Origin of the sequence: Granulicella rosea (genome assembly GCF_900188085.1) — a bacterium.
Classification (GTDB): Bacteria; Acidobacteriota; Terriglobia; order Terriglobales; family Acidobacteriaceae; genus Edaphobacter; species Edaphobacter rosea.
In genome coordinates, this window is sequence record NZ_FZOU01000006.1 from 114064 (window position 1) to 140389 (window position 26326).

Annotated in this window: 20 protein-coding genes; 9 read left to right on the top strand and 11 right to left on the bottom strand. The window is 65.6% G+C overall.

What is annotated here, in order from left to right; translation table 11 throughout:
- The first annotated feature begins 318 nt into the window (after positions 1-318).
- From CHB87_RS16010 to CHB87_RS16020, 3 genes are all read left to right on the top strand, one after another.
- Complete coding sequence (locus CHB87_RS16010) at positions 319-1632, top strand: hypothetical protein (RefSeq protein WP_089409449.1); 1314 nt, start codon at positions 319-321, stop codon at positions 1630-1632.
- A gap of 197 nt (positions 1633-1829) precedes the next feature.
- The gene (locus CHB87_RS16015) at positions 1830-4055 is read left to right on the top strand and encodes an FUSC family protein (protein WP_089409450.1); all 2226 of its coding nucleotides are present in this window, start codon (positions 1830-1832) and stop codon (positions 4053-4055) included.
- Positions 4056-4071: 16 nt separating this feature from the next.
- Complete coding sequence (locus tag CHB87_RS16020) at positions 4072-5436, top strand: M20/M25/M40 family metallo-hydrolase (protein WP_089409451.1); 1365 nt, start codon at positions 4072-4074, stop codon at positions 5434-5436.
- A 45-nt stretch (positions 5437-5481) separates the two neighbouring features.
- Here CHB87_RS16020 and CHB87_RS16025 read toward each other — a convergent pair whose 3' ends face one another.
- The 3 genes from CHB87_RS16025 to CHB87_RS16035 form a co-directional block, all read right to left on the bottom strand.
- Complete coding sequence (locus CHB87_RS16025) at positions 5482-6213, bottom strand: hypothetical protein (RefSeq protein ID WP_089409452.1); 732 nt, start codon at positions 6211-6213, stop codon at positions 5482-5484.
- Positions 6214-6246: 33 nt separating this feature from the next.
- Entirely contained in the window at positions 6247-7584 is a 1338-nt protein-coding gene (locus CHB87_RS16030; protein WP_245818037.1) for an MATE family efflux transporter, read from the bottom strand.
- Between the two features lie 107 nt (positions 7585-7691).
- A complete protein-coding gene (locus CHB87_RS16035) occupies positions 7692-8423 on the bottom strand; it encodes an SDR family oxidoreductase (RefSeq protein WP_089409454.1) in 732 nt (243 codons plus the stop codon).
- 61 nt (positions 8424-8484) lie between these two features.
- Between CHB87_RS16035 and CHB87_RS16040 the strand changes: the two genes are divergently transcribed.
- Positions 8485-8925 carry a MarR family winged helix-turn-helix transcriptional regulator gene (locus CHB87_RS16040; protein ID WP_245818038.1) on the top strand — a complete coding sequence of 147 codons (441 nt, stop codon included), beginning with the start codon at positions 8485-8487 and terminating at the stop codon, positions 8923-8925.
- Between the two features lie 106 nt (positions 8926-9031).
- Here the strand turns inward: CHB87_RS16040 and CHB87_RS16045 are convergent, their stop codons facing one another.
- Both CHB87_RS16045 and CHB87_RS16050 read right to left on the bottom strand, forming a co-directional pair.
- The gene (locus CHB87_RS16045; RefSeq protein ID WP_089409455.1) at positions 9032-10294 is read right to left on the bottom strand and encodes a threonine synthase; all 1263 of its coding nucleotides are present in this window, start codon (positions 10292-10294) and stop codon (positions 9032-9034) included.
- Between the two features lie 44 nt (positions 10295-10338).
- The gene (locus CHB87_RS16050; protein WP_245818039.1) at positions 10339-10683 is read right to left on the bottom strand and encodes a hypothetical protein; all 345 of its coding nucleotides are present in this window, start codon (positions 10681-10683) and stop codon (positions 10339-10341) included.
- A 146-nt stretch (positions 10684-10829) separates the two neighbouring features.
- On the opposite strand from CHB87_RS16050, the gene CHB87_RS16055 reads away from it, so the two are divergent.
- From CHB87_RS16055 to CHB87_RS16065, 3 genes are read left to right on the top strand one after another with little or no spacing between them, the layout of a single operon-like run.
- Positions 10830-11789 (top strand): HAD-IIB family hydrolase, encoded by a 960-nt coding sequence (locus CHB87_RS16055; protein WP_089409457.1) that lies wholly within the window; start codon positions 10830-10832, stop codon positions 11787-11789.
- Positions 11790-11816: 27 nt separating this feature from the next.
- Positions 11817-12515 (top strand): lytic transglycosylase domain-containing protein, encoded by a 699-nt coding sequence (locus CHB87_RS16060; RefSeq protein WP_089409625.1) that lies wholly within the window; start codon positions 11817-11819, stop codon positions 12513-12515.
- A gap of 3 nt (positions 12516-12518) precedes the next feature.
- Positions 12519-13547 (top strand): lysylphosphatidylglycerol synthase transmembrane domain-containing protein, encoded by a 1029-nt coding sequence (locus tag CHB87_RS16065; protein WP_089409458.1) that lies wholly within the window; start codon positions 12519-12521, stop codon positions 13545-13547.
- A gap of 209 nt (positions 13548-13756) precedes the next feature.
- Here the strand turns inward: CHB87_RS16065 and CHB87_RS16070 are convergent, their stop codons facing one another.
- The 4 genes from CHB87_RS16070 to CHB87_RS16085 form a co-directional block, all read right to left on the bottom strand.
- The gene (locus CHB87_RS16070) at positions 13757-15415 is read right to left on the bottom strand and encodes a M28 family peptidase (protein ID WP_089409459.1); all 1659 of its coding nucleotides are present in this window, start codon (positions 15413-15415) and stop codon (positions 13757-13759) included.
- Positions 15416-15524: 109 nt separating this feature from the next.
- Positions 15525-16874, bottom strand: coding sequence for a phosphoglucosamine mutase (gene glmM / locus CHB87_RS16075; protein ID WP_089409460.1), 1350 nt, complete (start codon positions 16872-16874; stop codon positions 15525-15527).
- The gene (gene xseA, locus CHB87_RS16080; protein WP_089409461.1) at positions 16871-18418 is read right to left on the bottom strand and encodes an exodeoxyribonuclease VII large subunit; all 1548 of its coding nucleotides are present in this window, start codon (positions 18416-18418) and stop codon (positions 16871-16873) included. Before xseA ends, glmM begins: the two co-directional genes overlap by 4 nt.
- 70 nt (positions 18419-18488) lie before the next feature.
- Positions 18489-18860, bottom strand: coding sequence for a response regulator (locus CHB87_RS16085; protein ID WP_089409462.1), 372 nt, complete (start codon positions 18858-18860; stop codon positions 18489-18491).
- 322 nt (positions 18861-19182) lie between these two features.
- Here CHB87_RS16085 and CHB87_RS16090 point away from each other — a divergent pair, with 322 nt between their 5' ends.
- Positions 19183-20421 carry a potassium channel family protein gene (locus CHB87_RS16090; RefSeq protein WP_089409463.1) on the top strand — a complete coding sequence of 413 codons (1239 nt, stop codon included), beginning with the start codon at positions 19183-19185 and terminating at the stop codon, positions 20419-20421.
- A 217-nt stretch (positions 20422-20638) separates the two neighbouring features.
- Here the strand turns inward: CHB87_RS16090 and CHB87_RS16095 are convergent, their stop codons facing one another.
- Positions 20639-21376 carry a tetratricopeptide repeat protein gene (locus tag CHB87_RS16095; protein WP_089409626.1) on the bottom strand — a complete coding sequence of 246 codons (738 nt, stop codon included), beginning with the start codon at positions 21374-21376 and terminating at the stop codon, positions 20639-20641.
- Between the two features lie 256 nt (positions 21377-21632).
- On the opposite strand from CHB87_RS16095, the gene CHB87_RS16100 reads away from it, so the two are divergent.
- Positions 21633-23093 carry an HD-GYP domain-containing protein gene (locus CHB87_RS16100; protein WP_089409464.1) on the top strand — a complete coding sequence of 487 codons (1461 nt, stop codon included), beginning with the start codon at positions 21633-21635 and terminating at the stop codon, positions 23091-23093.
- A gap of 258 nt (positions 23094-23351) precedes the next feature.
- Here the strand turns inward: CHB87_RS16100 and polA are convergent, their stop codons facing one another.
- The gene (gene polA, locus CHB87_RS16105) at positions 23352-26288 is read right to left on the bottom strand and encodes a DNA polymerase I (RefSeq protein ID WP_089409465.1); all 2937 of its coding nucleotides are present in this window, start codon (positions 26286-26288) and stop codon (positions 23352-23354) included.
- Positions 26289-26326 lie beyond the last annotated feature (38 nt).

Below are 26326 nucleotides of genomic sequence, written 5' to 3' on the forward strand. Positions count from 1 at the left end.
ACGATCAGAATCCGTCTCAGCTTCTTTGTCGGTTTTTCGTTGCTCGCGACAGGCATGGGTCCACTCCTGCACAAAACTGTAAGACAATAACGAATGACGAAGCGTTATTAACCCCCCGGATTCCGCCTTTCTCCTCCCCCACCCGGCAAAAATCCCCCATCGCCCCGGCAGAAATCTCCCGATTCCGCTCGGCCATAATTAACGTTGCGAGGCGAACGCGGCCAACGCTGCGGGCTGCCGTCGAGCCAGCCAAACGGCGCCTCGCTTGCATTCACCTGGAAAGACTTACCGGTTTTTAGAACCAGATCGGAACCCGCCATGCATCTGTGGAGCGACTACGAAGGCAAGACCATCGCCGAGGCCTACCCGCTGGGCCAGCTCATCCGTCCCGAGGGCCGCACCGCCTTCTTCGCCACCGCGAACGGCACCGGCACGCCCGCCGTCATCCGCCTCACCGAGTCGCTGAACGACGAGCACGAGATGCTTTCGCGCTGGCAGCAGGTCGCGGACCTGGGCGAGGAGCATCTCGTCACCATCAAGAAGTTCGGCCAGACCAGCTTCGACGGCACGCCGCTCGCCTACGCCCTGCTGGAGCTGACCGACGCCAGCCTCGCCGACATTCTGCGCGAGCGCCCGCTCACCCCCGCCGAGACGGTCGAGGTCGGCCACAGCCTCGTCGCCGCGCTGAAGGCGCTGCATGCGAAGGATCTCGTCCATGAGCACCTGACGCCCGAGAGCGTGCTGGCCGTCGGCGAGGTCATCAAGCTGCGCAGCGACTGCGTCCGCGAGGCGACCAACGATCTCGACCACACGCCCGAGGCGCTGAAGCAGCGCGACGTCCACGCCCTCGCCGAACTGCTGCTGCGTTGCCTGACCCTCGACGCGAATCTGACTCCCGCGACGCGGCTGGCGGCGCCCTTCGACCGCATCGTTCCGCGCGGGCTGGACGGCGCCTGGGGGCTCGACGAGATCGACGCCGCGCTAACCCCGCCGCCCACGCCGGAGGTGAAGCCGCTCGTGCCCGAAGGCGTCATCGCCGCCGCGCACGCCGCCGCCGAGACGCACCGGCTGGAACTGGCCGATGCGGCCCAGGCCGAGCCCTACGAGCCCGTGCAGGCGGAGCTGCCGCTTCAATCCGCGCGGGTCTCGCGTATTTATAGCCCGGTGAAAGCTGCGCCGAAGCCGCCGCTCTTCTGGGGCGGAGTCGCGGCGGCAGCTCTGCTGGCGCTCTTCGTCGTCTGGCATCTCGTTCAAGGCAGGCCGGTTACCAGCGCGACAGCAACCGCTCCGGCGGCGCCCGCAACCGTCGCTCCGTCGCCGATCAAGACGATCGACGACGCGCCCAACCCGCCCGCAGCGAAGGCCGGCGTCGCGACCGTGGCGACGCAGCCCGGCTGGCACGTCGTCGCCTACACCTATAACCATGAAGATCAGGCGTGGCAGAAGGTCGCAAGCCTGCGCGCCGAGCATTCGTCGCTGCGCCCGGAGGTCTTCTCGCCTTCGGGCCGCGCGCCGTTCCTCGTGACGCTGGGCGGCGGCATGAGCCGCGCGGAGGCCGAGGCGCTGCGCCGGCAGGCTCGCAAAGACGGTCTGCCGCGCGATGTCTTCACCCGCGACTATCGCGCCCGGTAACTCGACACTCCACAAATCTGTCATCCTGAGCGAAGCGAAGGATCTGCATTTTTTCGGGCGGATATGTTGCTCCGGACAAGAGCAGATCCTTCACTCCGTTCAGGATGACAAGTTTTCGGCTGTCTGAATTTGGCCGTCTGAAGTGAAAAGCTGGCCGGTCGCAACCTGTATCCACGCAACCTAGCTACACTGGCTGCATGACTTGGCTGGCGCGCCTCGAACGCTTCTCCCGTACGCTGCACTGGCGGCGAGGCGTGCGAGCAGGCCTGGCAGTGGGGTCGGCGATGATCACCTGCCGGATGCTGGGGCAGCCCATGGGCTGGGCGGCGCTCGGCGGCTTCGAGGCTGTGCTGGTCGATAACGGCGGGCCTTATCGCACGCGCCTGGTCACCATGTTGACGGTGCTGGCCGGCGGCGCGCTGGGCGTCTTCGTCGGCGCAGCCGCGCCCGGGTGGGGAAGCGGCGCGGCGCTCGCGGCAACGATGCTTCTTACCGCCGCCTTCTGCTTCGCGGTCACCTTCGCGCGCGTCGTGGCGCAGCCGATCGCATCCACCTCGGTCGTCATCCTTGTTATCTACTTCGCCGGCCTCGGCAGCGAAGATCACAGCCTGCACGGCGCGTCGCTCGCGGCGGGCATGCTCTGCGCGGGCGGCCTGTGGGCGGCGGCGCTCAGTCTGGTGCTCTGGCCGGTCGACCCGTTTCGTCCCGCGCGCCTCGGCGTCGCCGGCTGCTACCTCGCGCTCAGCGAAGAGACGGCGCGGCTGGGCTGGGGGCCGGGCGAACGCGTCGACCGGCGTCCGCCGCACGTATGGCACCGCGAACTGCGGGTAAAGCTGGAGGCCGCACGCGCCGCGCTGGCCGCCACCCCGGCCCGAGCGCCCGCACGCACCGTGACGGCGCGCAGTCTGTCGGTCCTGCTCGAGACCGCGGACATGCTCTTCGCACGCACGCTGCGTCTGGCCGAGATGATCGACGTCACACCGGCGGGCGAGTTGCGCGAGTCGCTGGCCGAGGTCACCGCCTGGCTGGCCGGCGCCGAGCGCGTCATCGCGGAACAACTGGAGCAGCGCCCGATGGACGGCGGCGCCTCCTTCGCCCCGCATGGCTCGCACCGCTGGCAGCACGTGGAGCGACGGTTGGGGATGCTGGCGGCGGACGAAGCCATATCGCCGCATCGCGACATCGAGCGCTCGCCGATGTCGCCCGTCCCGCATACGCTGCGCGATCATCTGGAGCAGGAGGAGCGGCAGGCCGCGCAGGAGATCGAGATCGGCTTCGAGGCCACGCACGCGCTCTGGACCGGCATGGATTCGAGCCGGCTGCGCGGCGCGCGGCATGGGACGCCGGAGTTCCCCGAAGCAGACGCCGGCACGGACTCCGATGCCGAACCCGATTCGAACGCCTGGCTCGACGCCCTTCGCTCGGACTTCACGCTCGACTCCGTCATGATGCGGCACGCCATCCGCATGGCCGTGGTGGGCGCGGCGGATGTGGCGTTGATGCGCATCGTCCACGTCAGCCACGGCTTCTGGCTGGCGATGACCTCGATCATCGTGCTGCAGCCCTACGGCTCGGCGACGCTGCGACGCAGCGCCCAGCGCGTTGGCGGCACGATCGCCGGCGGCGTGCTGGCGGCGGTGCTCGCGGTCGGCATCCGCTCGCCGGTCGGAATGATGCTGACGATCGCGCTCTTCGCGACGCTCACACTTGCGACCTACGCGGTGGATTACGGGCTGTACAGCTTCTTCCTGACCCCGACCTTCGTGCTGATGAGTCTGCCGCATCCGCGCGACTGGGCCTACGCGGGCGTCCGTATGGGCACGACCGTGCTCGGCGCGGCCACGGCCATCATCGCCATGCGGCTGATCTGGCCGGAGAAGCCGGGCATCGAGCTGGGCCGCAAACTCGCGCGCTGCGCCGCCGCCGACGCCGCCTACCTGCGCGTCATCCTCATCTTCTGGACCCTGCCCGACCGCCGCCGGGCCGAGCGCAACGTGCTCGCGCCCGCGCGGCGCGCCTGCGGTCTGGCCAGCAACGACGCCGAGGAGGCAGTCGACCGCATGATGCAGGAGCCGGGCTTCGGCGCGCTGGGCCTGGCCGCCGAGGACGTCGAAAAGGAGCAAGCCCTCACCTTCACCACCTACACCCGCCGCCTGACCCAGACCGTGACCACGCTGGCCGCCACCGGCCGCGCGACCACCAGCTCGATCGACCGGATCGAAGGGCTGGCTTGCCGTCTGGAGCGGCTCTCCGCGCGGCTGGCCGCCGGATCCTGTGCCGCGCACGAGCTCTGGCCGCCCGAGACCGGCCGCATCGCGCTCGTCAGCGTCGCCGAAGAGCAGATGCAGCGCATGGAGCGGCAGCTCGCGGTGCTCGAACGAACGGCCGAACTGCTGGGCGATGGCCTGAAGGCGGCGCCATGATATTCTCGCGCCAGAGATGCCGATAAACACGCCTTCCCGCCTGCTGACCCTCGCCGCAACGTTGCTCGCAACCCCGGTCTTTGCCCAGAATGCGCCGAAGGTTCTCGCCACAAACCCGGCCGAAACGGCCATCGTCAAGTCGGTCGAGGCGGAGAATCCCGTCGCCGTGGCGCTGCTCGAAAAGCTGGTGAACATCAACAGCGGCACCATGAATCTGCCCGGCGTGCTGAAAGTAAAGGACATCCTGCAGCCGGAGATCGAGGCGCTGGGCTTCAAAACCCGCTGGAACCCCATGGACCGGGAGGTCGGCCGCGCGGGCGATCTGGTCGCCGAGCACCCGTGTCCCAAGGGAACCGGCAAGTGCGGCAAGCGCATCCTGCTGATCGGCCACATGGACACGGTCTTCGAACCAAGCTCCACCTTCCAGCGCTACGCCATCGTGCCCGACACCGGCGGCAAGGTCGCCACCGGCCCCGGCGTCGCCGACATGAAGGGCGGCCTCGTCATCATGCTCAGCGCGCTGAAGGCCATGAAGGCCGCCGGCGTGCTCGACCGCAGCGAGATCACCATCGTTCTGGCGGGCGACGAGGAGCGCTTCGGCAAGCCCAGCAGCATCAGCCGCAAAGACCTGATCGACGCCGGCAAGCGCAGCGACGTCGCGCTGGAGTTCGAAAATAGTGGCCGCGACGGCGGACTGGACGGCGTCGACACCGTCCGCATCGGCCGGCGCAGCTCGATCGCCTGGCATCTGGAGACGACCGGCAGAACCGGCCACTCGTCGCAGGTCTGCAACGAGACCATGGGCTGCGGCGCGATCTACGAGCTGGTCCGCATCCTCGACCAGTTCCGCACCGAGCTGCCCGAGAACGGCCTGACCTTCAACGTCGGCCTCGTCCTCGGCGGCGCAACCGCGAAGCTGAACGCTGAAAACACCGGCGGCGTCGCGACCGGCAAGGTGAACGTCGTTGCCCCGGCCGCCCTCGCCAACGGAGACATCCGTACCCTGAACGAGGAACAGACCGTCCGCGTGAAGAAGAAGATGGAGGCCATCGTGCGCGACCACCTGGCAAAGACCGGCGCGACGCTCGACTTCGAGGACGGCTACCCCGCCATGGGCGCGACACCCGCCTCCGAGGCTCTGCTGGCCAAGCTGCAGGCCGTCAACGACACCCTCGGCTTCCCGAGAATGAACGTCACCGACCCGATCCAGGGCGGCGCGGGCGACATCGCCTTCGTCGCGCCGTACGTCGCGGGGCTGGTCGGGACAGGCGCCTTTGGAGCCGGCGCGCACGCCGAGGGCGAGACGATCTACCTCGACTCGCTGGAGACGCAGGCCAAGCGGTATGCGGTGCTGATGTACCGGCTGGGGCTGGAAAAGTAGCTGTTTTTGCGACTCTCCGTCCCACCCCAACCGTTTGGGGTAGCTTTACCAGACCCAAACCCACCTGTAAACCACCCAGCACACCGCACACAGCATCATCAGCCATGCCCCCAGCGGGCCCGTCTTCTTCTTCCGCCAATCCACCAGCACACGGCCAGCAACGATCGCAACCAGCAGAATCCCCGCTACATGATGTTTCATCACAGTGTTTTTGTTGAGGGTGAACTCGAAGCACAATAACATCGCCATCGTGAGAGCCCATTCACCCGAAGCAGGCTTCTTGCGTGCAATCACGGCTTTGGCAGGCAACCGTTCCACACCCAGCGCCTTGATCTCCGCGATACAATCCCGATAACCGTCGAGGCTGCGCGGAATCACCATCCGTTGCTGGCCGGAGTGGTCGACGAGGTCGACGCCGCCGCTCCGCCGAACGATCATTCCGGCGATCTCTGCGCGCGGCAGAAAGTTCTCGCGCCCCGGCTCCAGGATGCGGCGGACGCCAGTCTCCGAAACCTCCACATCGCCGCGCTCCTCGCGCGACATCCCGATCGATCCGTAGGCTGCAAACGCCATCAGCGCCGCGAAGCCGCCGCCGACCCACTGCGCCATGAATGCGACCATCTGGTCCGACGCCGGCAGATTCGCCGCCAGATACCCATGCGTGAACACATAGCCCGCGAGAGCCGCCGCCCCGGCGACCGCGCCCGCGAACGCGAACCACCGGCCAGTCGAATGCCAGCCCGCGTAGCTATCCCCGTCCGAGAGGTAGAGGCTCATGCGCACCAGTCTAGCGCGGCTGCTTCGGCTTTTCTACTGAAAGCTGAGCGTACGCGCCATCCTCCGCCAAAGATAAATCAGCGTCAGGCCCGAGACGATGAGGCTGGCGCACAGCCCCAGCCACAGGCCCGGCGCGCCCATCCGCCGCGTGAAGCACAGGTACAGCCCGATCGGCATGCCGAAGAGCCAGTAGCTGCACAGGTGCGTGATCAGGCCGGAGTGCGTGTTGCCCGCGCCACGCAGCGCGCCAATCGCCGTCACCTGCAGGCCGTCGCAGAACTGGAAGATCGACGCGATGTACAGCAGCGGCACGGTCGCAGCGATGACTGTGGCGCTGGTCGTGAAGGCTCCGGCGAGCGCATACGGGATTGTGACGTACAGCACCGACACGGCCAGCATGAACGCCGCGCCCAGCAGAATCGCCGCCCATCCGGCTGCGCGTGCGCCGGCCGCATCGCGACGCCCAACCGCCTGCCCCACCCGGATGCTCGCCGCGGCCGAGATGCCGAGCGGCACCATGAACGTGAAGCTGATGCAGTTCAGCGCGATCTCGTGCCCCGAGAGCGGCGCCGGACCCAGCGTCGAGATGATCGCCGTGACCGCCGCGAAGATCGCGATCTCGACCAGAATCGTCGCGCCCGAGGGCACGCCCAGCGCCAGCAGCCGCCTGAGCGACGCCCAGTGCGGCCGCCACGAGGTCTTCAGCAGCCCATAGCCATGCCTGCGATTGACATACAGGATCGACGCGATCATGAAGACCGCCTGGTACGTCCGCGCCAGGCTGGTCGCGATGCCCGACCCGACGACCCCTCCCGCCGGAATCGCAAGCACGTGCCCGCCAACGGTCCAACGATGGCCGTAGATCAGCAGCCAGTCGAAGAGCAGGTTGATGAGGTTCGACGAGACCAGCGCCGCGGCCACCAGACGCACATGGTTGAAGGCCTGCAGATACCGCCGCAGCGTGAAGTAGAGCATCAGCGGCAGCGTGCCGAGGCTGAGCGCGCCCAGCGTCCCGACCGCACCCGCGACCACCACCGGATCGGTCGGCAGACGGTGAAAACCAATCGGCGCAAGCGCGTAGCAGGTCATCAACAGCGCCGAGATGCCCGCGGCGAGGATGACTCCCTGCACCAGCCAGCGATTCGCCGCCGGCACATCGCCCGCGCCATGCGCCTGCGCGATGGTCGTGTCGAGCCCCAGCAGAATGCCGCCGATCCCGAAGGCCAGCGTGTTGTAGATCACCTGCGCCAGCGCCGCGGAGCCGATCGCGGTCGCGGCGTTCGGCAGATGGCCGACCATGATCGTGTCGACGACGCCCATCGACATCCAACCGATCTCGGCAAGGACGAGCGGCAGGGCGATGTGCAGCATGGGCCGGATTTCAAGACGGATGGACACGGTCTGTTTAGGTTACACGCGCTGACGTCGCCTTCTGGTCATTGCGTGAGGCGGGTCTGTCGCGACCTCGGCATTAAGGACTACCAGGTCAGTTGCCGTTCGTCTTCGAAGACAAGCCCGGTCGGCCCGTCTCGGTCCACCTGCGCCAGCCGGATCGCCACCTCTGCCCCCTGTTCCGGCGTGCGTGTGCCGCGAAAGGCATTGAAGCCCGTAGCGACATGGCCCGGCGCGGCGCCGTTTACCTTGATGTTCGTTGTCGCAAGACTGCGAGCATAGTGAACCGTGATTGCGTTCAGTGCGGTCTTCGAGCTGGAGTACGTCATATTTGGCCGGCCTACCCACGCGCCCTCTTCTCCGATCGATCCTCTCTTGCTGGTCACATTGACGATGCGGCCCGCATCGGAAAGGAGAAGCAAAGGGATGAAAGCATTGGTGACCGTAACGACGGCAAAGACATTCGTCTCATAAACGGCGCGCATGTTTTCAGCAATCTCGTCGATAGGGTCCTTGAACCTCGAGCCCGGCGCAGCGCCGATGCCAGCGTTGTTCACCAGCACATCCAGACGGCCTGTCTCCGATTCGATCGCCTGCCGCGCGGCCAGCACGGAGGCCGCACTGGTAACCTCCAGCGGGACGAAACGCACATCTCCCTCGGCCTGAAGCTCCGCGGCGGCGATTCTTCCCTTCTCAGGGTCACGAGCGCCAAGGAAGACGGTAAATCCGCTCCGCGCCAGCCCGCTGACGATGGCTCTGCCGATTCCTCTGTTGGCGCCGGTGACGAGCGCGACTTTTTGAACTGCTTTGGTTGTCATGTCAACCACAGTACGCCCCTGCTGGTTGTCGCGTCAACCCAAAACTGTTAATCTTTTCTTCATGCCTACCGAACCACTCACCCCGCAAGAGTTTCGCATCTGGCACGCCTTCAAAGTGATGGGAGACGACGTGCTGGAGAGGGTGGGGCGCGACATCGCCCTGTCCACCGGCCTTTCCGGGCCGGACTTTGGCGTTTTGTCTCGTCTGGCCGATTTGGGCAACGGAGAGATGCGTCAGCAGGCGCTGGCCGAATCTCTGGGGTGGGACAAGAGCCGTCTCTCGCATCACTTGACGCGCATGCAGAAGAAGCGACTGGTCAAACGTCGCGAGGCGGATCAGCGAGTCGTCCTGGTGGTGTTGACCGAGGAAGGCAGAGCGAAACTCGATGCTGCGCGACCCGTCCATGCGGAATCGGTGCGCCGCAACCTGCTTTCCAGACTCAGCAATCAGCAGATTGAGACCATCGTGCGCGTCAGCAATCTGCTCGGGGAAGAGGTCTAAAGACTCCGGCTCACCCAAAGGCTAAACCGGAACGCCTCCGACTGTCGTCGACAAGCCGTCCGGTCTACCTCCTCACGAATCGATTCCGATCGCCAGCCAACCTACCCTAGACCGGCGTGATAATCCCACCCACCGGCATGCTCGTCGGCAGCGACCCCGGCCGCCGCAGGTGCATCGCCTCGGCGATCATGTCGGTATATTTCAGACCCGCGCCGGTGTTGAAGAGAACAACCTTGTCCGTCGGCTTCAGCTCTCCGCTGGCGATCAGTTCGTCATAGGCGGCAGTCGCGGCAGCGCCTTCAGGCGAGAGCAGCAGACCCTCATTCTTTGCCCAGTCGAGAATGCTCGCCAGAATTGCCTCGTCGGTCGAGCCGATGGCGCGGCCGCCGGACTCGCGCAGAATGTCGAGGATGATCTGGTCGCCGTACGGCTTCGGCACACGCAGCCCGGCGGCGAAGGTCGCGGCGTGCTGGTAGAACTCGCTCACCTGCTTGCCCTCGTCGTACGCCTTCACGATCGGCGCGCAGCCGCTGGCCTGCAGCGCGTACATCTTCGGGCGCTTGCTTCCCTTCTCGATCCAGCCCAGCTCCTCCATCTCGTCGAAGGCCTTCCACATGCCGATCAGGCCCACGCCGCCGCCGGTCGGGTAGAAGACCGCGTCGGGATACGTCCAGCCAAGCTGCTCGACGAGCTCGTAACCCATGGTCTTCTTGCCCTCGACGCGGAACGGCTCCTTGAGCGTCGAGATGTCGAACCAGACCTCCTCGGCGGGCAGGCCGGCGGCCTTCTGGGCCTTGATCTCCTCGCCGACCAGCCGTGCGCAGTCGGAGATCAGCCCGTCAACCATATGCACGTCCGCGCCGTAGACAATGCCTTCGAGATAGTTCGCAAACGGCACATCCTTCGGCATATACAGGTGCGCGGTGATGCCCGCCGCAGCCGCGTACGCCGCCAGCGCCCCGGCGGCGTTGCCCGCGCTTGGCACCGCTAAGTGCTTCAAACCATAGTGCTTCGCCATGGACACGGCAAGGCCCAGGCCGCGCGCCTTGAAGGCGCCGGTCGGGTTCGCGCCCTCTTCCTTGATGTAGAGGCCGGGATAGCGCTTCGACTGCAGCATCGGCGTCCAGCCCTCACCCAGTGTCACGGGCGTCACATCCGGCAACACGCAGGCATAGCGCCACATGCCCAGGCTCGTCACCGAGGCCGCTGCGGCCTTCGCCGGCAGGTCGCGCGTCGCCGTCTTCTTCAGCTCGTCCATGTCGTAGCGGACGTAGAGCGACTCCGCCGTCGCGGGGTCGAGCGTCTGAGGAACATCGGCGGAGAGGCGATTGTGCGTGCGCACGGATTCGAGGTAGGCGATCTTCGGCATGAATCCATTTTACCGGAGCAGCCTACTCCTCATCGTGGTCGTCGCTAAGGCTGTGGCCTGAGCCAGCGCCGGGCGCTGAAGTCCAGCAGGATGCTGCCCGCCAGCAGCGCCAGGCTGATGCCCAGCGCGCCGGCTACCCAGCTCATGTCCATGCGATCCTTCACGATCAGCCGGTCGAGCAGAGCGAAGACGAGCACCAGAACGGCGGCCTCCGCCAGCAGCGAGCTGACCTTCTTCGACGAGATGCGCATGAGTTCGAAGAGGGCGGATTCCCGTTCGACGGAGGGCTGAGGAGGGCCGCCGCCAGCCGGAACGAGTGTAAGTCTTGCCTGGTTTGAGGGGTTGAAGTCGTTTGCTGCGTTGGCGTTACCGCTCCGAAGGGAGGTCACTGCATTTTTGTGAAACATAAACAAGCCTTTGTGGTGCCTGTAACGATGGTCGCCCGAGGCCGCGCCGAAGTCCAGTGAATTTCCCGTAAATTACAGATTTAGAAACACTTATGAATAAACATGCAGTGGAATGAGAAAATATACGGATGAACTCCCTCTCCACTGTAAAGATGATCGCGACCGATATGGACGGCACCCTGCTGGGCAACGACGGGCAGGTCAGCGTCCGCAACCTGGCCGCGCTGAAGGCTGCCGAAGAGGCCGGGATCGAGGTCGTCGTCGCGACCGGCCGCCGCCACAGCTACGCCATGCGCGTGCTGCGCGGGTTGGGTCTGCGCGACCTGAATGCGCTCGTCAGCTCGAACGGCGCCGTCACCCGGACGCTCGGCGCGGACGCCCGCCTGCTGAACCGTACGCTGCTGCCGAACGAGATCGCGCGCGACCTCTTCGCGCACCTCGGTGAGTTTCGCAACGCGCTGGTCGTCACCTTCGACAAGGTCGCGGCCAACGGCGACGACGTGCGCGGCGCGCTGGTGGTCGAAGAGCTCGACGACCTGCACGCCTCGATCGACAAGTGGATGACTGCGAACGAACCCTACATCGCGCACGTGAAGCCGATCGAAGACTGCCTATCGAATGATCCTTCACATGCACAGGATGCTCCGATCCAGATGATGCTGTGCGGCCGGGTCGAACGGATGCGCCGCGCCGAAGCCCGCCTGCTGACCATGCCGGGCGTCTCCGCCGTCGGCGCAGCCACGCCCGGCACACGCGTCACGCTGCACCGGACGGAGTATCCGGGCCGCGACCTGAGCATCGTCGACATCCTGCCCGGCGGCTGCTCGAAGGGCGTCGCGCTGCTCCGGCTGGCCGCCACGCTGGGCATCCGCGCCGAAGAGATCATGGCCATCGGCGACAACTGGAACGACCTGCCGATGCTCAAGATCGCCGGCTACCCCATCCTGATGGGCAACGCGCCCGAGGATCTGAAGCTGCTCGCCCGCGAGCGCGGCTGGCCGATCACGGGAGAACATCACCTGGACGGCATGGCCGAGGCGATCGAGGCCGTGCTACCGGTTGGGACGCTGGTTGAGTCCAAAGGTTGATCCTGTGTGGTAAGGTTCGATCTGAAGATGCGCGCTCGTTTCAAACGACGTCTGATCGCCGGAGCGATGCTGCTGACTGCGGCTCCGCTGGTCCGTGCCGCCGAGCACGTCACGCTTGCGAACGGGTTCGAGCTGGATTGCGTCCGCCGCGAGGTCGAAGGCGACCACGTCCGCCTGTACCTCTCCGCCGCATCCGATTCGAATTACATCGAGGTCAAGACCAGCGCGGTGCTGCGCGTCGAGACGCTGCCCGACCCGCCCGCGCCGCCGCCCGCAGCGGCTGCCCTGACTCCGGCGGCCAATCTGACGCCCACGAAGTCCGAACTGCAGGAGATGCTCGCACGCGCGGGTGAGGCGCACCGCATCGACGCGGACCTGCTGGCCTCGGTCGTGCATGCCGAGAGCGGCGGGCAGGTTCGCGCGGTCTCCCGCACCGGCGCGCGTGGACTGATGCAGTTGATGCCCGGCACCGCGGCCGTCCTCGGCGTGAACGACTCCTTCGTGCCCGAACAGAACATCGCCGGCGGCGCCAAGTACCTCGACCAGTTGCTGACCCGCTACAAGGACAACATTGCGCTCGCGCTGGCCGCCTACAACGCCGGGCCCGGCGCGGTCGATAGATACCACGGCGTTCCGCCCTACCGCGAGACCCGCGCCTACGTCGCACGCGTCATCCGCGAGTTCAACCGGCGCAAGACCATGGTCGCCGACGTGGCCTCGCGCTAGCCAATGTCGAAACGTAACCGCCTCGTTGCAATCTTCGCGCTGCTCCTGGCCGCCGTGGCGTTGTATGTCTTCCGCGACCGCATCCGCTTCGACTGGGCCGTCTTCTTCCATCAGCTTCGCTTCGTCGACCCGTGGCATCTGCTGCTGGGCGTCGCGATCATTCACGCGCACTTCTGGCTGCGCGCCTGGCGCTGGAAGATCTTCCTCTACCCGGCGCGCGACGTGAAGGCGAGCCGCCTGGTTGGGCCGATGTTCGTCGGCTTTACGGCCGCCTCGCTCTTCGGCCGCCTCGCCGACCTCACTCGGCCGTACCTGCTGGCGAAGCGCGTCGACCTGCCCGTCAGCACGCAGGTCGCGGTCTATACGGTCGAGCGGATGTTCGACCTCGGCGCGGCAGCCATCGTCTTTTCGAGCGCGCTGGCGCTTGCGCCAGCCGGACTGCCGCACCGCGAGCGCTATGTCCACGTCGGCGTCCTCAGCTTGGCGGCGACGCTCGCCATTGCGCTCTTCGCCGTCTTTCTACGCATCGCCGGAGCCAGGGTTGCGGGCGTCGCGGGCGGGCTTGCCGGAAAGATCTCCGTACGGGCCGGAGCGGCGGTCGAGGAGAAGATTCTCGGCTTTCGCGACGGGTTGAACGCCATCGCGAGTGTGCGGGAGTTCGTCGCCGTGCTGGCGATCTCGGTCGCGATCTGGACCATGATCGCCGCGACCTACGTACAGGTCGTCCATGCCTTTACCCATACGCCGGAGCTGGCTGGGCTCAGCTTCGCGCGGACGATGCTGCTCTTCGCCGCCAGCCTGGGCGGATCGCTGCTGCAACTGCCCATCGTCGGCTGGTTCACCCAGATCGCGGTGACCGCGGCGTCGATGCGCGAGTTCTACGGCGCGCCGGTCGAGGCCGCGACCGCCTGCGGCGCGCTGCTGTTCCTCGTCACGACGCTCAGCATCGTTCCAACGGGATTCGTCTTCGCTCGGCTGGAGTCGGTGAGCGTGCGCGGCGCGGTGGACGAGTCGGGCGGGAAGGCCAGCTAGCGCACTGAAGGCTTTGCTTAAGGGCACGGCTTCAGCCGTGCCACTGGCGACGTATGTGCGTGACCGGCTTTAGCCGCGGAGGTACTTCTTCTTACGATCCGCCTCGAGCGCCCGAGGAAACCCACAAGCAAACCGTACCCCAGCGGCTGAAGCCGCATTGCTTCCCCGGCTTTTCGGCACGGCTGAAGCCGTGCCCTTAACGAACAAGCCTACTTGCTCGCCAGCCTTGCCGGCTCGAACTCATCGCCCTTGTTCCACGTAATCGGCGTCTTCTCGTGGATCACCTGCCAACCGAGGTCCATCCCGAAGCGGCAGTAGAGCGCGAGTCCGGAGAAGTCCCACTCCGGCCGGTAGTTGTCGGTGAAGTTGTGGTAATCGTTGTCCTCGAAGGCCTGGAACTTCGCCTCGCCCCAGGCGCGGTCGTGGCCCTCGTAGAGGCGGCCCGCGTCGACCGAGAACGCCGGAATGCCCACGCGCGACAGGCTGAAGTGGTCCGAGCGGTAGTAGCTGCCAGCCTCGGGCCTCGGGTCCGGCACCAGCGCCAGGTGGAAGGCCTTCGCCGTCCGCTCGACCGCCGGATAGAAGCTCGTGCGCTGGGCGCCGTTCACATTCGCCTCCTGCGGGATGCCCAGTGGGAGGATCATGTCGTAGTTGATGTCGAGTGCGATCTGGCTGGCCGGGATCGGCGGATTCTGGCCCAGATACTGCGAGCCGAGCAGACCCTGCTCCTCCGCCGTGACGGCCGAGAAGATCACCGAATGCGGCAACGGTTCCTTGATCGTGGCCCAGGCGCGCGCCAGCTCCAGCAGCATCCCGACGCCGGTGCCGTTATCCGCCGCGCCGTTGTAGATGTTGTCGCCCGGCATGCCGGACTTTACGCCCAGGTGGTCGTAGTGCGCGGTGTAGAGCATCGCCTGATCCGGTCCGGAGAGCTTCGCCGCGGGCACCATCCCCACCACGTTCGGCGACTGGAACTGCCGCACCGTGCTCTCCACGTGGGCCTTCAGGTGGACCGGCAGTTCGACCGCCTTGAAGCCCGGCTTGCCGGCCGCGGCGAACTCCTGGTTCAGGTCCAGCCCGGCCGCGTTGAAGAGCTTCACCGCAGCTTCCAACTGAATCCACGACGCGGCCTGCAGGCGCGCGTTCTTGTCGTCGCGCAGGTAGGTCTTCTCGCTGGTGTTCGAGTTCTTGACGACGTCCCAGCCGTAGCTCGCGAGATCCGTCCGGTGGATGATGAGCGCGCCGACCGCGCCCATGCGCGCCGCCTGCTCGAACTTGTACGTCCAGCGGCCGTAGTAGGTCATGGCCTTGCCGCCGAAGAAGTTGGGGTCGTCGGATGGCGGATCGCCCACGATGCAGAGGATGACCTTGCCCTTCACGTCGACGCCGGCGTAGTCGTCCCATTTGAACTCGGGTGCGGTGACGCCGTAGCCGACGAAGACGATCGGTGCGTCGATGTCGGCGGTGGGGGTCAGGGTCTGGTTCGAGACCGTGAAGTCGTCGCCATAGGCCAGCGGAGTTGGCGTGCCGGAGTTCGGCGCGAAGAGCATCGTGGTCGTGCCCGGCTGCGCCTTCATGCCGACGAAGTCGATGTTCTGGTAATACGTCCCGTTATCGCCCGCGGGCTTCAGCCCATCGAGCGCGAACTGCGTCGCGATATACGCCGCCGCGAGGCTGCCGCCGCGCAGGCCCGGATAGCGGCCCTCCAGCAGGTCGTCCGAGAGGAACTTTACATGCGCGCGAATCTTCTCCGGATCGATGCTCGCCTCGGCCTGCTGGATCGGCGTCGCTGACGCCGGTTTCTGCTGCGCGAAGACGGGCAAGGTGCAGACAAAGAGGACAGCGCCGGCAAGACGTGTATGGCTCATGAGGGGACTCCCGGCTTTCAGTATAACGACCACGCATATTCGGGCGTCCCACCCTTTCGATAAAGCCGAAAGGATGGGGCGCCCATGCTTCTGTCGTTCAGATTAGGAGTCAGATGCCGATGGCGGTGCGCAGAGCGTCGGCGATGGCGTCCGCGTGCTGGCGCATCAGCGGCTCGGACTCGGCCTCGATCATCACCCGCGCCAACGCCTCCGTACCGCTGTACCGGATGACCACGCGGCCAGAGCCGGCAAGCGCCGCCTCCGCCTCCGCAATCGCCGCGACGACCGTGGGAATCTCCGCCATCGGCCTCTTCTCGCGCACCTTCACGTTGACAATCACCTGGGGGAAGGTCTTCAGGTCGGCGGTCAGCTCCGCAAGCGATTTACCCGCGCGATGGAGGATGTCGAGCAGCAGCAGCGCGGTCAGGATGCCGTCGCCCGTGGTGCTCTTGCCCGAAAAGATGATGTGGCCGGACTGCTCGCCGCCCAGCGACGCGCCGGTGGCCAGCATCTGTTCGAGCACGTACTTGTCGCCGACGGGAGCGCGCAGCATTCGGATGCCGGAACGGCCGAGCGCGGCTTCGAGACCCATGTTCGACATGGTCGTGGCGACGACGGTTGCGTTCGCCAGCAGGCCCCGCGCATGCAGGTCGCGCGCGGCCAGCAGCAGCACGGCGTCGCCGTTCACCACGCGGCCATGCTCGTCGGCGAAGAGCGCGCGGTCGGCGTCGCCGTCGAAGGTGATGCCCATCGAGGCGCCGGTCGCGACAACCTCTTTGGCGACGATCTCCGGGTGCAAGGCGCCGCACTTTTCGTTGATATTGCGACCGTCGGGGCTGGCATGGGTGATGACAATCTCGCCGCCCAGCCCGGCGAAGAGCTGTGGCGCCACCGCGCTGGCCGCGCCGTTCGCGCAGTCGACGACGATGCGCCGGTTGTCGAGCGACAGACCCGGAACCGACGCCAGCAGGAAGCGCGTGTACTCGGCGCGATCGGCGTCGTTCACGGGCGGCGCGACATAGTCGGTCGCTTCCGCGACGTGCTGCTTCGCGATCTGCCGGAAGATCTCGTCTTCGATCTCCAGCTCGGTCGCGTCCGGCAGCTTGTAGCCGTCCGGCCCGAAGAGCTTAATGCCGTTATCGACCCACGGATTGTGCGAGGCGGAGATGACGACGCCCGCCGCAAACCCATGCGCGTGCGTAAGATGCGCGACCGCCGGCGTGGTGATCACGCCCGCGTTTTCAACCGAGGCGCCGCCCGCGACGAGTCCGTCGGTCAGGGTCGCGGCGATCCACTCGCTGGACTCGCGTGTGTCCATGCCGAGGAGAACCTTGGGCGAGCCAGACTGCTTGCGCAGAGTTTCGGCCAAGGCCAGGCCAATGGCGTGAACGGTCGTAACGTCGAGCGGCGGCTGGCCCGCGACGGCGCGAATGCCGTCGGTGCCGAAGAGCTTCTTCATGTGTTCTGGATCTCCGTGATGGTGGCGCGGACGCTGCCCTGGGCAAGCCGCGCGCGGATGGTTTGACCGGTTGCTGCCCCGGCGGCGGAACGCAACAGCGCTCCGTCTTCAGCATAAACAAGTGCATAGCCGCGGCTGAGTACGGCCAGCGGCGAAAGCGCGTGCAGCCGCCCTTCTAACCTTGCGAGACGCGCGTGGCGGATGACCGTCATGTGGGTTGAGATGCGCTGCAGCGCCTCCCCGGCACGCGCCAGACGCCGCTGCGCATCGGCCAGACGCAGCGTCGGGTCCTGCCGGCGCAGGCGCGCTTCGAGCGCGTTCAGCCGCTGGGCGCGGTTGCGCAGCAGCCGGTCGGACGCCGCCGCGAGCCGGAAACGCAGTTCGTCGATCCTCTGTTCGCGACGTTCGATGCCGTCGCGCACCCGGCGCAGCACCATGTCCGCCGAGAGCCGCGCCAGCCGCTGCCGCGCGTGCATCAGGTGATACTGTCCGGCGCGATGGACGCGGGCCGAAAGCGCCTGGACCCGCTCCTCGATGCGATGCTGCGCCGCCGTGACCAGCTCTGCCGCGGCCGAGGGCGTCGGCGCGCGCAGGTCGGCGACGAAGTCCGCGATGGTGAAGTCCACCTCGTGCCCGATGGCCGAGACGATGGGCAGCTCCGACGCCGCGATCACGCGCGCCAGTTGCTCGTCGTTGAAGCCTGCCAGATCCTCGATCGACCCACCGCCGCGCGCGATCACGATCACGTCGACACGGCCCGCATTGGCATTGAACCAGCGTATGCCGCGAGCGACCGTCCGCGCGCACTGCGGCCCCTGCACCACTGCGGGGTAGACGAGCAGGTTCAAACGCGCGTGCCGTCGGCGGACGACGTGGATGATGTCCTGCAACGCCGCGCCGGTCGCCGAGGTGACGATGCCGACGCACTGCGGAAACGGCGGCAGCGGCTTCTTCGGTAGATCGAACAGGCCCTCGGCCCGCAGCTTCGCCTTCAACTGTTCGAAGGCCCGCTGCATCGCGCCCGCGCCCAGCTCCTCCAACGTCTCCGCGATCAACTGGAGCTGGCCGCGCGACTCGTAGATCGAGATCTTGCCCCGCACCTTGACCTGCACGCCGTCCTTCGGGCGGAAGCGCAGAAGCTGCGCCTGCCGGCGGAAGAGCACGATGGGAAGCTGCGCCTCGCCATCCTTCAACGTGAAGTAAAGATGTCCGGAGGGCGCTGGCCGGAGGTTCGAGATCTCGCCCTCGACCCACAGATCGGTATAGCCGCGCTCGACCTGCTGGCGAATGTTCGCGACCAGAGACCGCACGCTCCACACGCGGCCCTCGGCGGGCGCCAGCACCGCGGGCTTCGGGGCTGCGATCGGCTCCTGCAGGACGATCGGCGCAAAGCGAACCTCGGGCGGCTTCTTCGCCGGAGGGACCGGAAACTCGAAGCCCAACTGCGGCAGAGACGGCTTTGGCGCGGGCTTCTGCCGGCGGCCACGCGCCCTGCTCTGCAACATGCCGGCGAGTGTATTCGGGTTGTCGCCGTTTTCGGCCATCGGCCTGAGTCTACACCGGGCGGCGTCCGTCCAAAATCCCACTTCGAAAAGTGTGGCGGCGACAGAAGACTTAGCTGGCCTTCAACATCGCACCGGCCTCGCGCAGCAGATCCAGCGGCTCGCACGGCTTCGTCAATACCCCCACGGGCCGGGGCATGGTAAGGGCGCGCTCATGGACACGCTTGAGCGAGCCGTAAAATCCCGTCAGCACAAGAATTCTGCAGGCTGGCAGAGCCTCCCCGATGTCGCCCATCAGCTCGATGCCATCGCGTCCGGGCATGTCGATATCGCAGAGCATCAGTTGGGGTTCGAACTCACGTGCGGAAGAGAGTGCGTCCGTGGCCGAGTAGGCCGTCCGCACGTCGAATCCATTCTTCCGAAAGATCAGCCCCAGGGTATCCGCGACCAGCCGATTGTCGTCTACAACCAGTATTCTCTGCATGGTTCATCTCACAAAAAGTTCAGTGTTTCAGTAGGAGAAATCACCAGGGTTCAGGAATACGTGCAGGCGGTTCAATGGTGCGCGGCGTCGAAAAACCGCCTGATTCCACTATGAGGCATGGGCGACGCCATTGTCGACGAATATTCTTTAATCTTCTGCCGTCGGGGAGACGGAATGGGAATAGTTTGAATCAAAGCCGGTGCAACGGAGCGTCCAAAGGCCTGATAGCTTCGAGAGAGCCTGACCATTCGACGTTGCGCCCGCACAAACGACTCGCGCCACGCTCCAAAATCACGCGACGCGCTCCATCAAAGGACCAGCAATGCACGTACTCGCCCTTATCGCCGGCCTCTTCTTCGGCTTTGGCGTCACGCTCGACGCCTTCCAGACCATCATTCTGCCGCGACGTCCAGCGGGCCGGCTGCGCATCACGCGCCTGTTCTACATCCTCACGTGGACGCCCTGGGTCGCGGTCGCCGAACGCGTCCAGAACCGCAAGATGCGCGAGCAGATCTACAGCATCTACGGCCCGCTCTCGCTGCTGATGCTGCTGGTGCTGTGGGCGCTGCTGCTGATCTCGGGCTTCGCGCTGGTCTACTTCGCCATGGGCTCGCCCTTCGTCGACCACATGAATATGACCGGTCGCTATCTGGCCGATCTGCGCACGGACCTGTATGTCAGCTCCACGACGCTCTTCACCCTCGGGCTGGGCGACGTGACCCCCACGACGCACCTGGCGCGCGCGCTGATCGCTCTCGAATCCGGCACCGGCCTGGGCTTCGTCGCGCTGGTGATCGGTTACGTTCCGGTGCTCTACCAGTCGTTTTCCCGGCGCGAGGTCAGCGTAGCCATGCTGGACGCGCGCGCCGGTTCGCCCCCCACGGCCACCGAACTGCTCCATCGCCACGGCTTCGACGGCGGCGAAGAGGCCCTGATCGTCCTGCTGGGAGAGTGGGAGCGCTGGGCCGCCGAGATTCTCGAATCGCACATCTCGTATCCGCTTCTCTGCTACTACCGCTCGCAGCACGATAACCAGAGCTGGCTCTCGGCGCTCACCTGCATCCTGGACGCATGCGCCTTGCTGATCACCACCATCGAAGGCGTCACGACGCGGCAGGCGCAGCTCACCTTCGCCATGGCCCGGCATGCGCTCATCGACCTGGGACACGTCTTCCACGTCGAGCGCAGAGCCGCCGTTCACATGGAGCTGGCCACCGAGCATCGCGAAGACCGCCTGCCGCCCGAGGTCTTCAACCGCCTGTGCGAGGCGCTCGGCCAGATGGAGATGCACCTGTGCGGCGACCCGGCGGCGATGGCGCGGCTAACCAAGATCCGCAAACTCTACGAACCGCACGCCCAGGCGCTGGCCGAATACCTGCGCATGCCGCTGCCGCTGTGGGTCGCGCCGCCGCGCCCGGACGCCAAACCCGACCAGTGGAAGACCGTCGCCGACCTGCGCCGGTCCGTCGCCGGCGTGCTCGCCCAGGCCGAGCTGCGCGCCATCCACATCAGCGACCGGTCGACTGCGGCGAACCTGCACGATGAGGAGCATGGGTTTTGAGAGCAGCGCCTGCGAATCAGGAGATGAAGCCTGGGTGCCCCGTCCTTCGCGCTTTTGCGAAGGGTGGGATGTAAGACGCCCGGACCGAGAGTTCTACATCCCACCCTTCGCGATACATCCGCGAAGGATGGGGCACCCGGGCTCTTGAGGTTGGCGGACAAACAAAAGAGCACCGCCCGCAGGCGATGCTCTTCCCTTCCAGCGAACAGAAAGCGACTTACTGCAGACCCTGAGCCCCACCCGCTGGCGCTGGGTTCAGCTTCGCAGCAGCCACCGTGCCCGCGGCGCCTTTGGCGTCGGTGTCCTTCAGGTGTGCGTAGATCTTCTTCGCCAGGTCCGTCTTGCCCTCGGCGTTGTACAGCTCCGCGAGCTGCAACTGAGCGAGGCCAGCCGGAACGGTCGATGTGGGCTTGTCCGTCAACTGGTTGTAGAGGTCGATCGCCTGCGCGTCGCGGCCGGTCGTGCGGTAGAGCTGCGCGAGCGCCAGCTTGGCCAGCGCGCCGAGGCTCTTGTCCATGCCGTCTGCCACCTTCTTCAACGTGTCCTCGGCGGACTTGTTCTCACCCGCCTCCATATAGGTCAAGCCGGCGAAGTAGAGCGACACCTTGCCGTCGGGCATCATGCTGTACTTGTTCGCCGTGTCCATGAACATCGCGTTCGCGTTCTTGGCGCGCTCTTCGGGCGAGCTATAGGTCTTCACGCCGACGGGAATCGGCTGTCCGGGCTGCGCGATCGGCGTCTGGTAGGCCTGCATCGCCGCGCCAAAGGCCTCGGACGCCGCCTCCGAACGCTTGTTGTAGACCACGAAGCTGACGATGGCGGCGACGATCAGCACCAGCAGAGCCGCGCTGCCGGCAATTACAGTCTTGCGATTCTGACTCACCCAGTCCAGACCGGTCTCGGTCGTTGCCAACAGATTGTCCTGCTTCAGGGCTGCTTTGATTTGCTGATCCACGTTATCCGGTTCCTCGAAAAAACTTTGACGCCGCGCCTCGCGCTGGGCGCGGAGAAGCGTGCGGGGCTTGCCGCCCAAGACATCAGTGTATCAGGGCAGCGGAAGTTCAGAAGCGGAACATGATTGCACAAAATACTGTGCAAACTCATTAACTCCCGCATTAATCCCCCAAATATGTCATTGTTCGACGCTCTTTGCGCGGGTTATCGTGAGACTCCGCTTTCACTCAGAGCTTGAAGCGCAGCAGGCACAGATCATGGCAATACCCAATCTCAGGAGACGGCTCGGGGACGACAGGCCAAAGCCCCGGCTGGTGGTGGCGGAGCGTCCGCGCGAGACCACCATCTCCCTCTCCGAGATCATCTCGGCCATGAGCTTCGCCCTCGACCTGACCGAGGACGCCATGCAGGGGCACGCCCTGCGCTGCTGCCTGATGGGGATGCGCATCGCGGACGAGATCGGCCTGCCCGAGAGCGAGCGCACCAGCCTCTACTACGCGCTGCTGCTCAAAGACATCGGCTGCAGCTCGAACGCCGCGCGCATGTGCTCGATCGTCGGCGGCAACGACCGCGCGCTGAAGGCCGGCGCGAAGCTCGAAGACTGGACCAAGCCGCACCGCCCCACCGCCTCGGCCGTCAAGCTGCTCTGGCGCGAGGCCGTGCCGGGCAAGGGCGTTTTTCGCAAGGCCGCGCGGGTGCTGAAGATCGGTCTGACCCAACACCGCAACAATCGAGAGATGATCCAGCTTCGCTGCGACCGCGGCGCGGAGATCATGCGCAAGCTCGGCATGGGCGACGTCGCCGCCGAGGCCGTTCGCGGACTGGACGAGCACTGGGACGGCGCCGGCTACCCCGAAGGCCGCAAAGGCGTGGACATTCCGCTCATCTCGCGCATCTGCGCCGTCGCCCAGCATCTCGACGTCTTCTGCAGCGAGCGCGGCGCGCCGGCGGCGATGGAGACCCTGCGCGAACGCAGCGGACGCTGGTTCGACCCCGACCTGGTCGAGGCCGCAGAGACGCTCTATCGAGAGCGCACGCTGTTTCTCGACTGCTCCCCGCGCGACGACCAGGAGATCACCCGGCGCGCCGTGCTGCAGCTCGATCCGGGCGACCATCACGAGCTGCCCGCAAGCCGCATCGACCTGATCTGCGAGGCCTTCGCCGATGTCGTCGACGCCAAGAGTCCCTTCACCTTCCGCCACTCCATGGGCGTGGCGCAGGTGGCGGTGGATATCGCACGCTGCCTGAAGCTGCCGGATGCGCGCGTCACCCTCATCCGCCGCGCGGCGCTGCTGCACGACATCGGCAAGCTGAGCATCTCGAACGCGATTCTGGACAAGATGGGCCACCTGACCCGCGACGAGTGGACCGCGATCCGAGAACACCCCGGCCTGACGCACGAGATTCTAAGCCGCATCCCGGCGTTTGAAGAGGTCGCGCTGATCGCCGGCCAGCACCACGAGAAGCTCGACGGCAGCGGCTATCCGCTGCACCTCGAAGCGGCGGACCTGTCGCTGGAGTCGCGCGTGATCACGCTTGCCGACGTCTATAGCGCGATGACCGAGGGCCGTCCCTATCGCATCGGCCTGGAGCCGGCGGCGGCGCTGCAACTGCTTGCACGCGACGTTCCCACGCAGTTGGATAAGCGCTGCTTCGATGCGCTGGTGCTCAGCGTGACGGGCGATGTGGCGCATAACTTCACTTCGGTCGTCCACTAACCAAATCTCATCGCAACAGAGCTGTCATCCTGAGCGAAGCGAAGTATGCTGTTGTTTTTGTCTGTCCTTACCCTGGTCTTTGCTTTTCTTGCTTTGTCATCCTCGAAGAGGATCTGCTTCTGTACTTGTCTATGTCGTTGTCCGTTGCCTTGTTTGTCATCCATAGGTTGATGGAGAACAGCACGAGCAAATGCCAAAGCAGATCCTTCACTACATGCAGGATGACAGACTATACCGGTGCGGCAGGGCAGGAAGCACTTACTTAATATCCCGCCAGTTATCCCCGATTCCTACATCCGCCACGATCGGAATCGAAAACTGCGCGACATTTTCCATCTCCCGTTTGACTAACTCCTCCATCTCCGCAGCCTCGTCCGGCGCCACGTCGAAGAGCAGTTCGTCATGCACCTGCAAGGTCATGCGCGACTTCAGACCGCGCCGGGTGATTTCCGCATCGAGCTTGATCATGGCGAGCTTGATCAGGTCCGCCGCAGTCCCCTGCAGAGGCGTATTGATGGCCGTGCGCTCGGCGAATCCGCGCATGTTCGGGTTGCGCGACTGAATGTCCGGGATGGGCCGCGAGCGTCCGAAGGCGGTGCGCACCGCCTGCTCTTTCCGCACCGTTTCGAGCGTCTCCTCGATGAACCGTTTGATGCCGACATAGCGCTCGTAGTAGGTGTCGATGTACGTCTTCGCGACCTTCTGATCGATGCCAAGCTGCGCCGCCAGACCGAACGGGCTGATGCCATAGACGATGCCGAAGTTCACCGCCTTGGCCCGCGCGCGCGTCTCCTTGTCCATCGTCGCCGCATCCACGCCGAAGACCTCGGACGCCGTCAGTGTGTGGATGTCGATGCCGGTGCGATAGGCGTTCAAGAGCAGCGGGTCCTGCGAGAAGTGCGCCATCAACCGTAACTCGATCTGCGAGTAATCGGCGGACATAAGTAAGTTACCCGGAGCGGCGATAAATGCGGCGCGTATCTCGCGTCCGATCGCCGTGCGCGTGGGAATATTCTGTAAGTTGGGATTTGTGCTGCTCAGCCGTCCCGTAGCCGTGCCTACCTGGTTGAAGGTTGTATGAATGCGGCCATCGGAGTCGGCCAGCGAGGGTAACTGGTCGAGGTAAGTCGACTTCAATTTCTGTAACTGGCGATGCTCGATCACCGAAGCTGCGATGGGATAGTTCTCGGCTAACTCCTCCAGCACATCCTGCGCGGTCGAGACGACCTTACCCTTGCCGTACTTCATCGGCTTGGGCAGGTCCATCTTGTTGAAGAGCACATCGCCAAGCTGCTTGGGCGAGTTGATATTGAAGCGATGGCCGGAGTCGGCGTAGATCTTCTCGGCGAGGTTGTCGATCTCGACCGCCAGCCGCGTGCTCATGCTGTTCAGCACCGCCGGATCGATCCGCACACCGACCTGCTCCATACGCAGCAGCACGGGGACGAGCGGCAAATCGATCGTCTCGTAGACCTCCAGCAGGGTGTTCTCCGTAGGATCGCCCGTGACCACGGGCGCCTTGGACTGCGCGGTATCGGCGAAGAGCATATCGGTCGTGACCGCTCCGCCCAACTCTGGCTGATCCTGCGGGATGTGATGCTCCTTCGGGCCTGCCTCCGCCAGTTGCGCCCCGAGCGCCTCGTTCAGCCGCATGATCGCCGCTGCCGCCTCCGGCAACCGCAGCGGGTCGTTCGGATTGTCCTTCGCCGGCTGATGCACCAGCGCGCGGCTGGTCGTGCGCGCCGCGATATCCGGCAGCGTATGCGAGCCGTGCGTCGGGTTCACCAGATAGCTCAGCAGCATCACGTCCACGATCTGATCCTCAATCGGGCCGTCTACCAATTGGATGCCGTGCGGCTCCAACGCCCGCAGCACGGCCTTCAGATCGTGGACCACCTTGGGCAGGTCGCGGTCTTCGAGCGCCTCGCGCACGCCCGGCGTGTCGAGCGACACCTTGATGGCGGCATTCGGCGAGCTGGCCAGCCCCAGCACGCAAGCCGGATCATCCACAACCGCAGGCGCGACGGCGGCCGCGGGCTCCGGCGCGCCAAAGAGCGACATGGTCTCGGCCGGCGGCGGCTCCGGCTCGTCCGCAGGCTCGGCCGCGGTCTCTTCGGCCAGAGCCCGCGCATCGGCGGAGAGCGCGATCGCCAGGCCATTACCGCTGGCGCGCGCCTCCGCCAGAACGGCGGCGACCTCCTCCGGCGTCGGCTTCGGGTTCAGCGCGATGACGGTGTTATCGACCGACGGCGCAAGCTCCTTCAGCAGCGTCGTAAACTCCAGCTCCGTGAAGAGTTCGCGGCAGGCGGCGTTGTCGACCGGCTGGGTGCGCATCGCGTCCAGCGTGTACTCGATCGGCACGGTCGTGTGGATCGTGACGAGTTCCTTCGAGAGCAGGATGTTCTCGCGGTTGTTCTGCAGCGACTCGCGATAGGTCTTCTTCTTCACCTCGTCCGCGCGGTCGAGCGCCGCCTCCACCGTGCCGAAGGTCTGGATCAGCTCGACCGACCCCTTGTCGCCGATGCCCGGCGCGCCGGGAATGTTGTCGACCGAATCGCCCCGCAGCGCCATCACGTCGATCACCCGCTCCGGCGGCACGCCCAGCACCTCGGTCACCTTCGCCGGATCGAGCACGAGGTTGTCCTTGGTGGGGTTCAGGATCGACACGTCCGCAGTCACGAGCTGCATCATGTCCTTGTCCGGACTGACGACGTACACGTGGTGCCCGAGCGCTGAAAGCTGACGGCTCAGCGTGCCGATCACGTCGTCGGCCTCGAAGCCCTCGTAGTAGAGGATGGGGATGCGGAAGGCCTCGAGCGCGCGGCGGATGTAGGGCTGCTGCTGGATCAGGTCGGGCGGCGTCTCGGCGCGGTTGGCCTTGTAGCCGCCGTACTCGGTCGTCTCGAAGGCCTGGGTCTTGATGTTGAACTTCTGCACGTCCTTCAACTGCCCGGCAAGCTCGTTGCGATGCACCGGCGCGCCCACGTCGTAGACCGCCGCGAGGTACTGTGGCTGGAAGTCCTTGCGCAGCTTGTTGATCATGTTCACGAAGACGTAGGTCGCCGCCGTGGGTATGCCGGTGCGCGTGGACATGGGCCGCTGCCGCTGCATCGCGTGATAGGCCCGGAAGATGAAGGCCATGGAGTCGAGCAGGTAGATGGGCGGCTTGGCGGCGGGCTTGTTCGCTTCGGACATGATGCTTAGATGTTACTCGGCTACGCTGGGATTAGCGT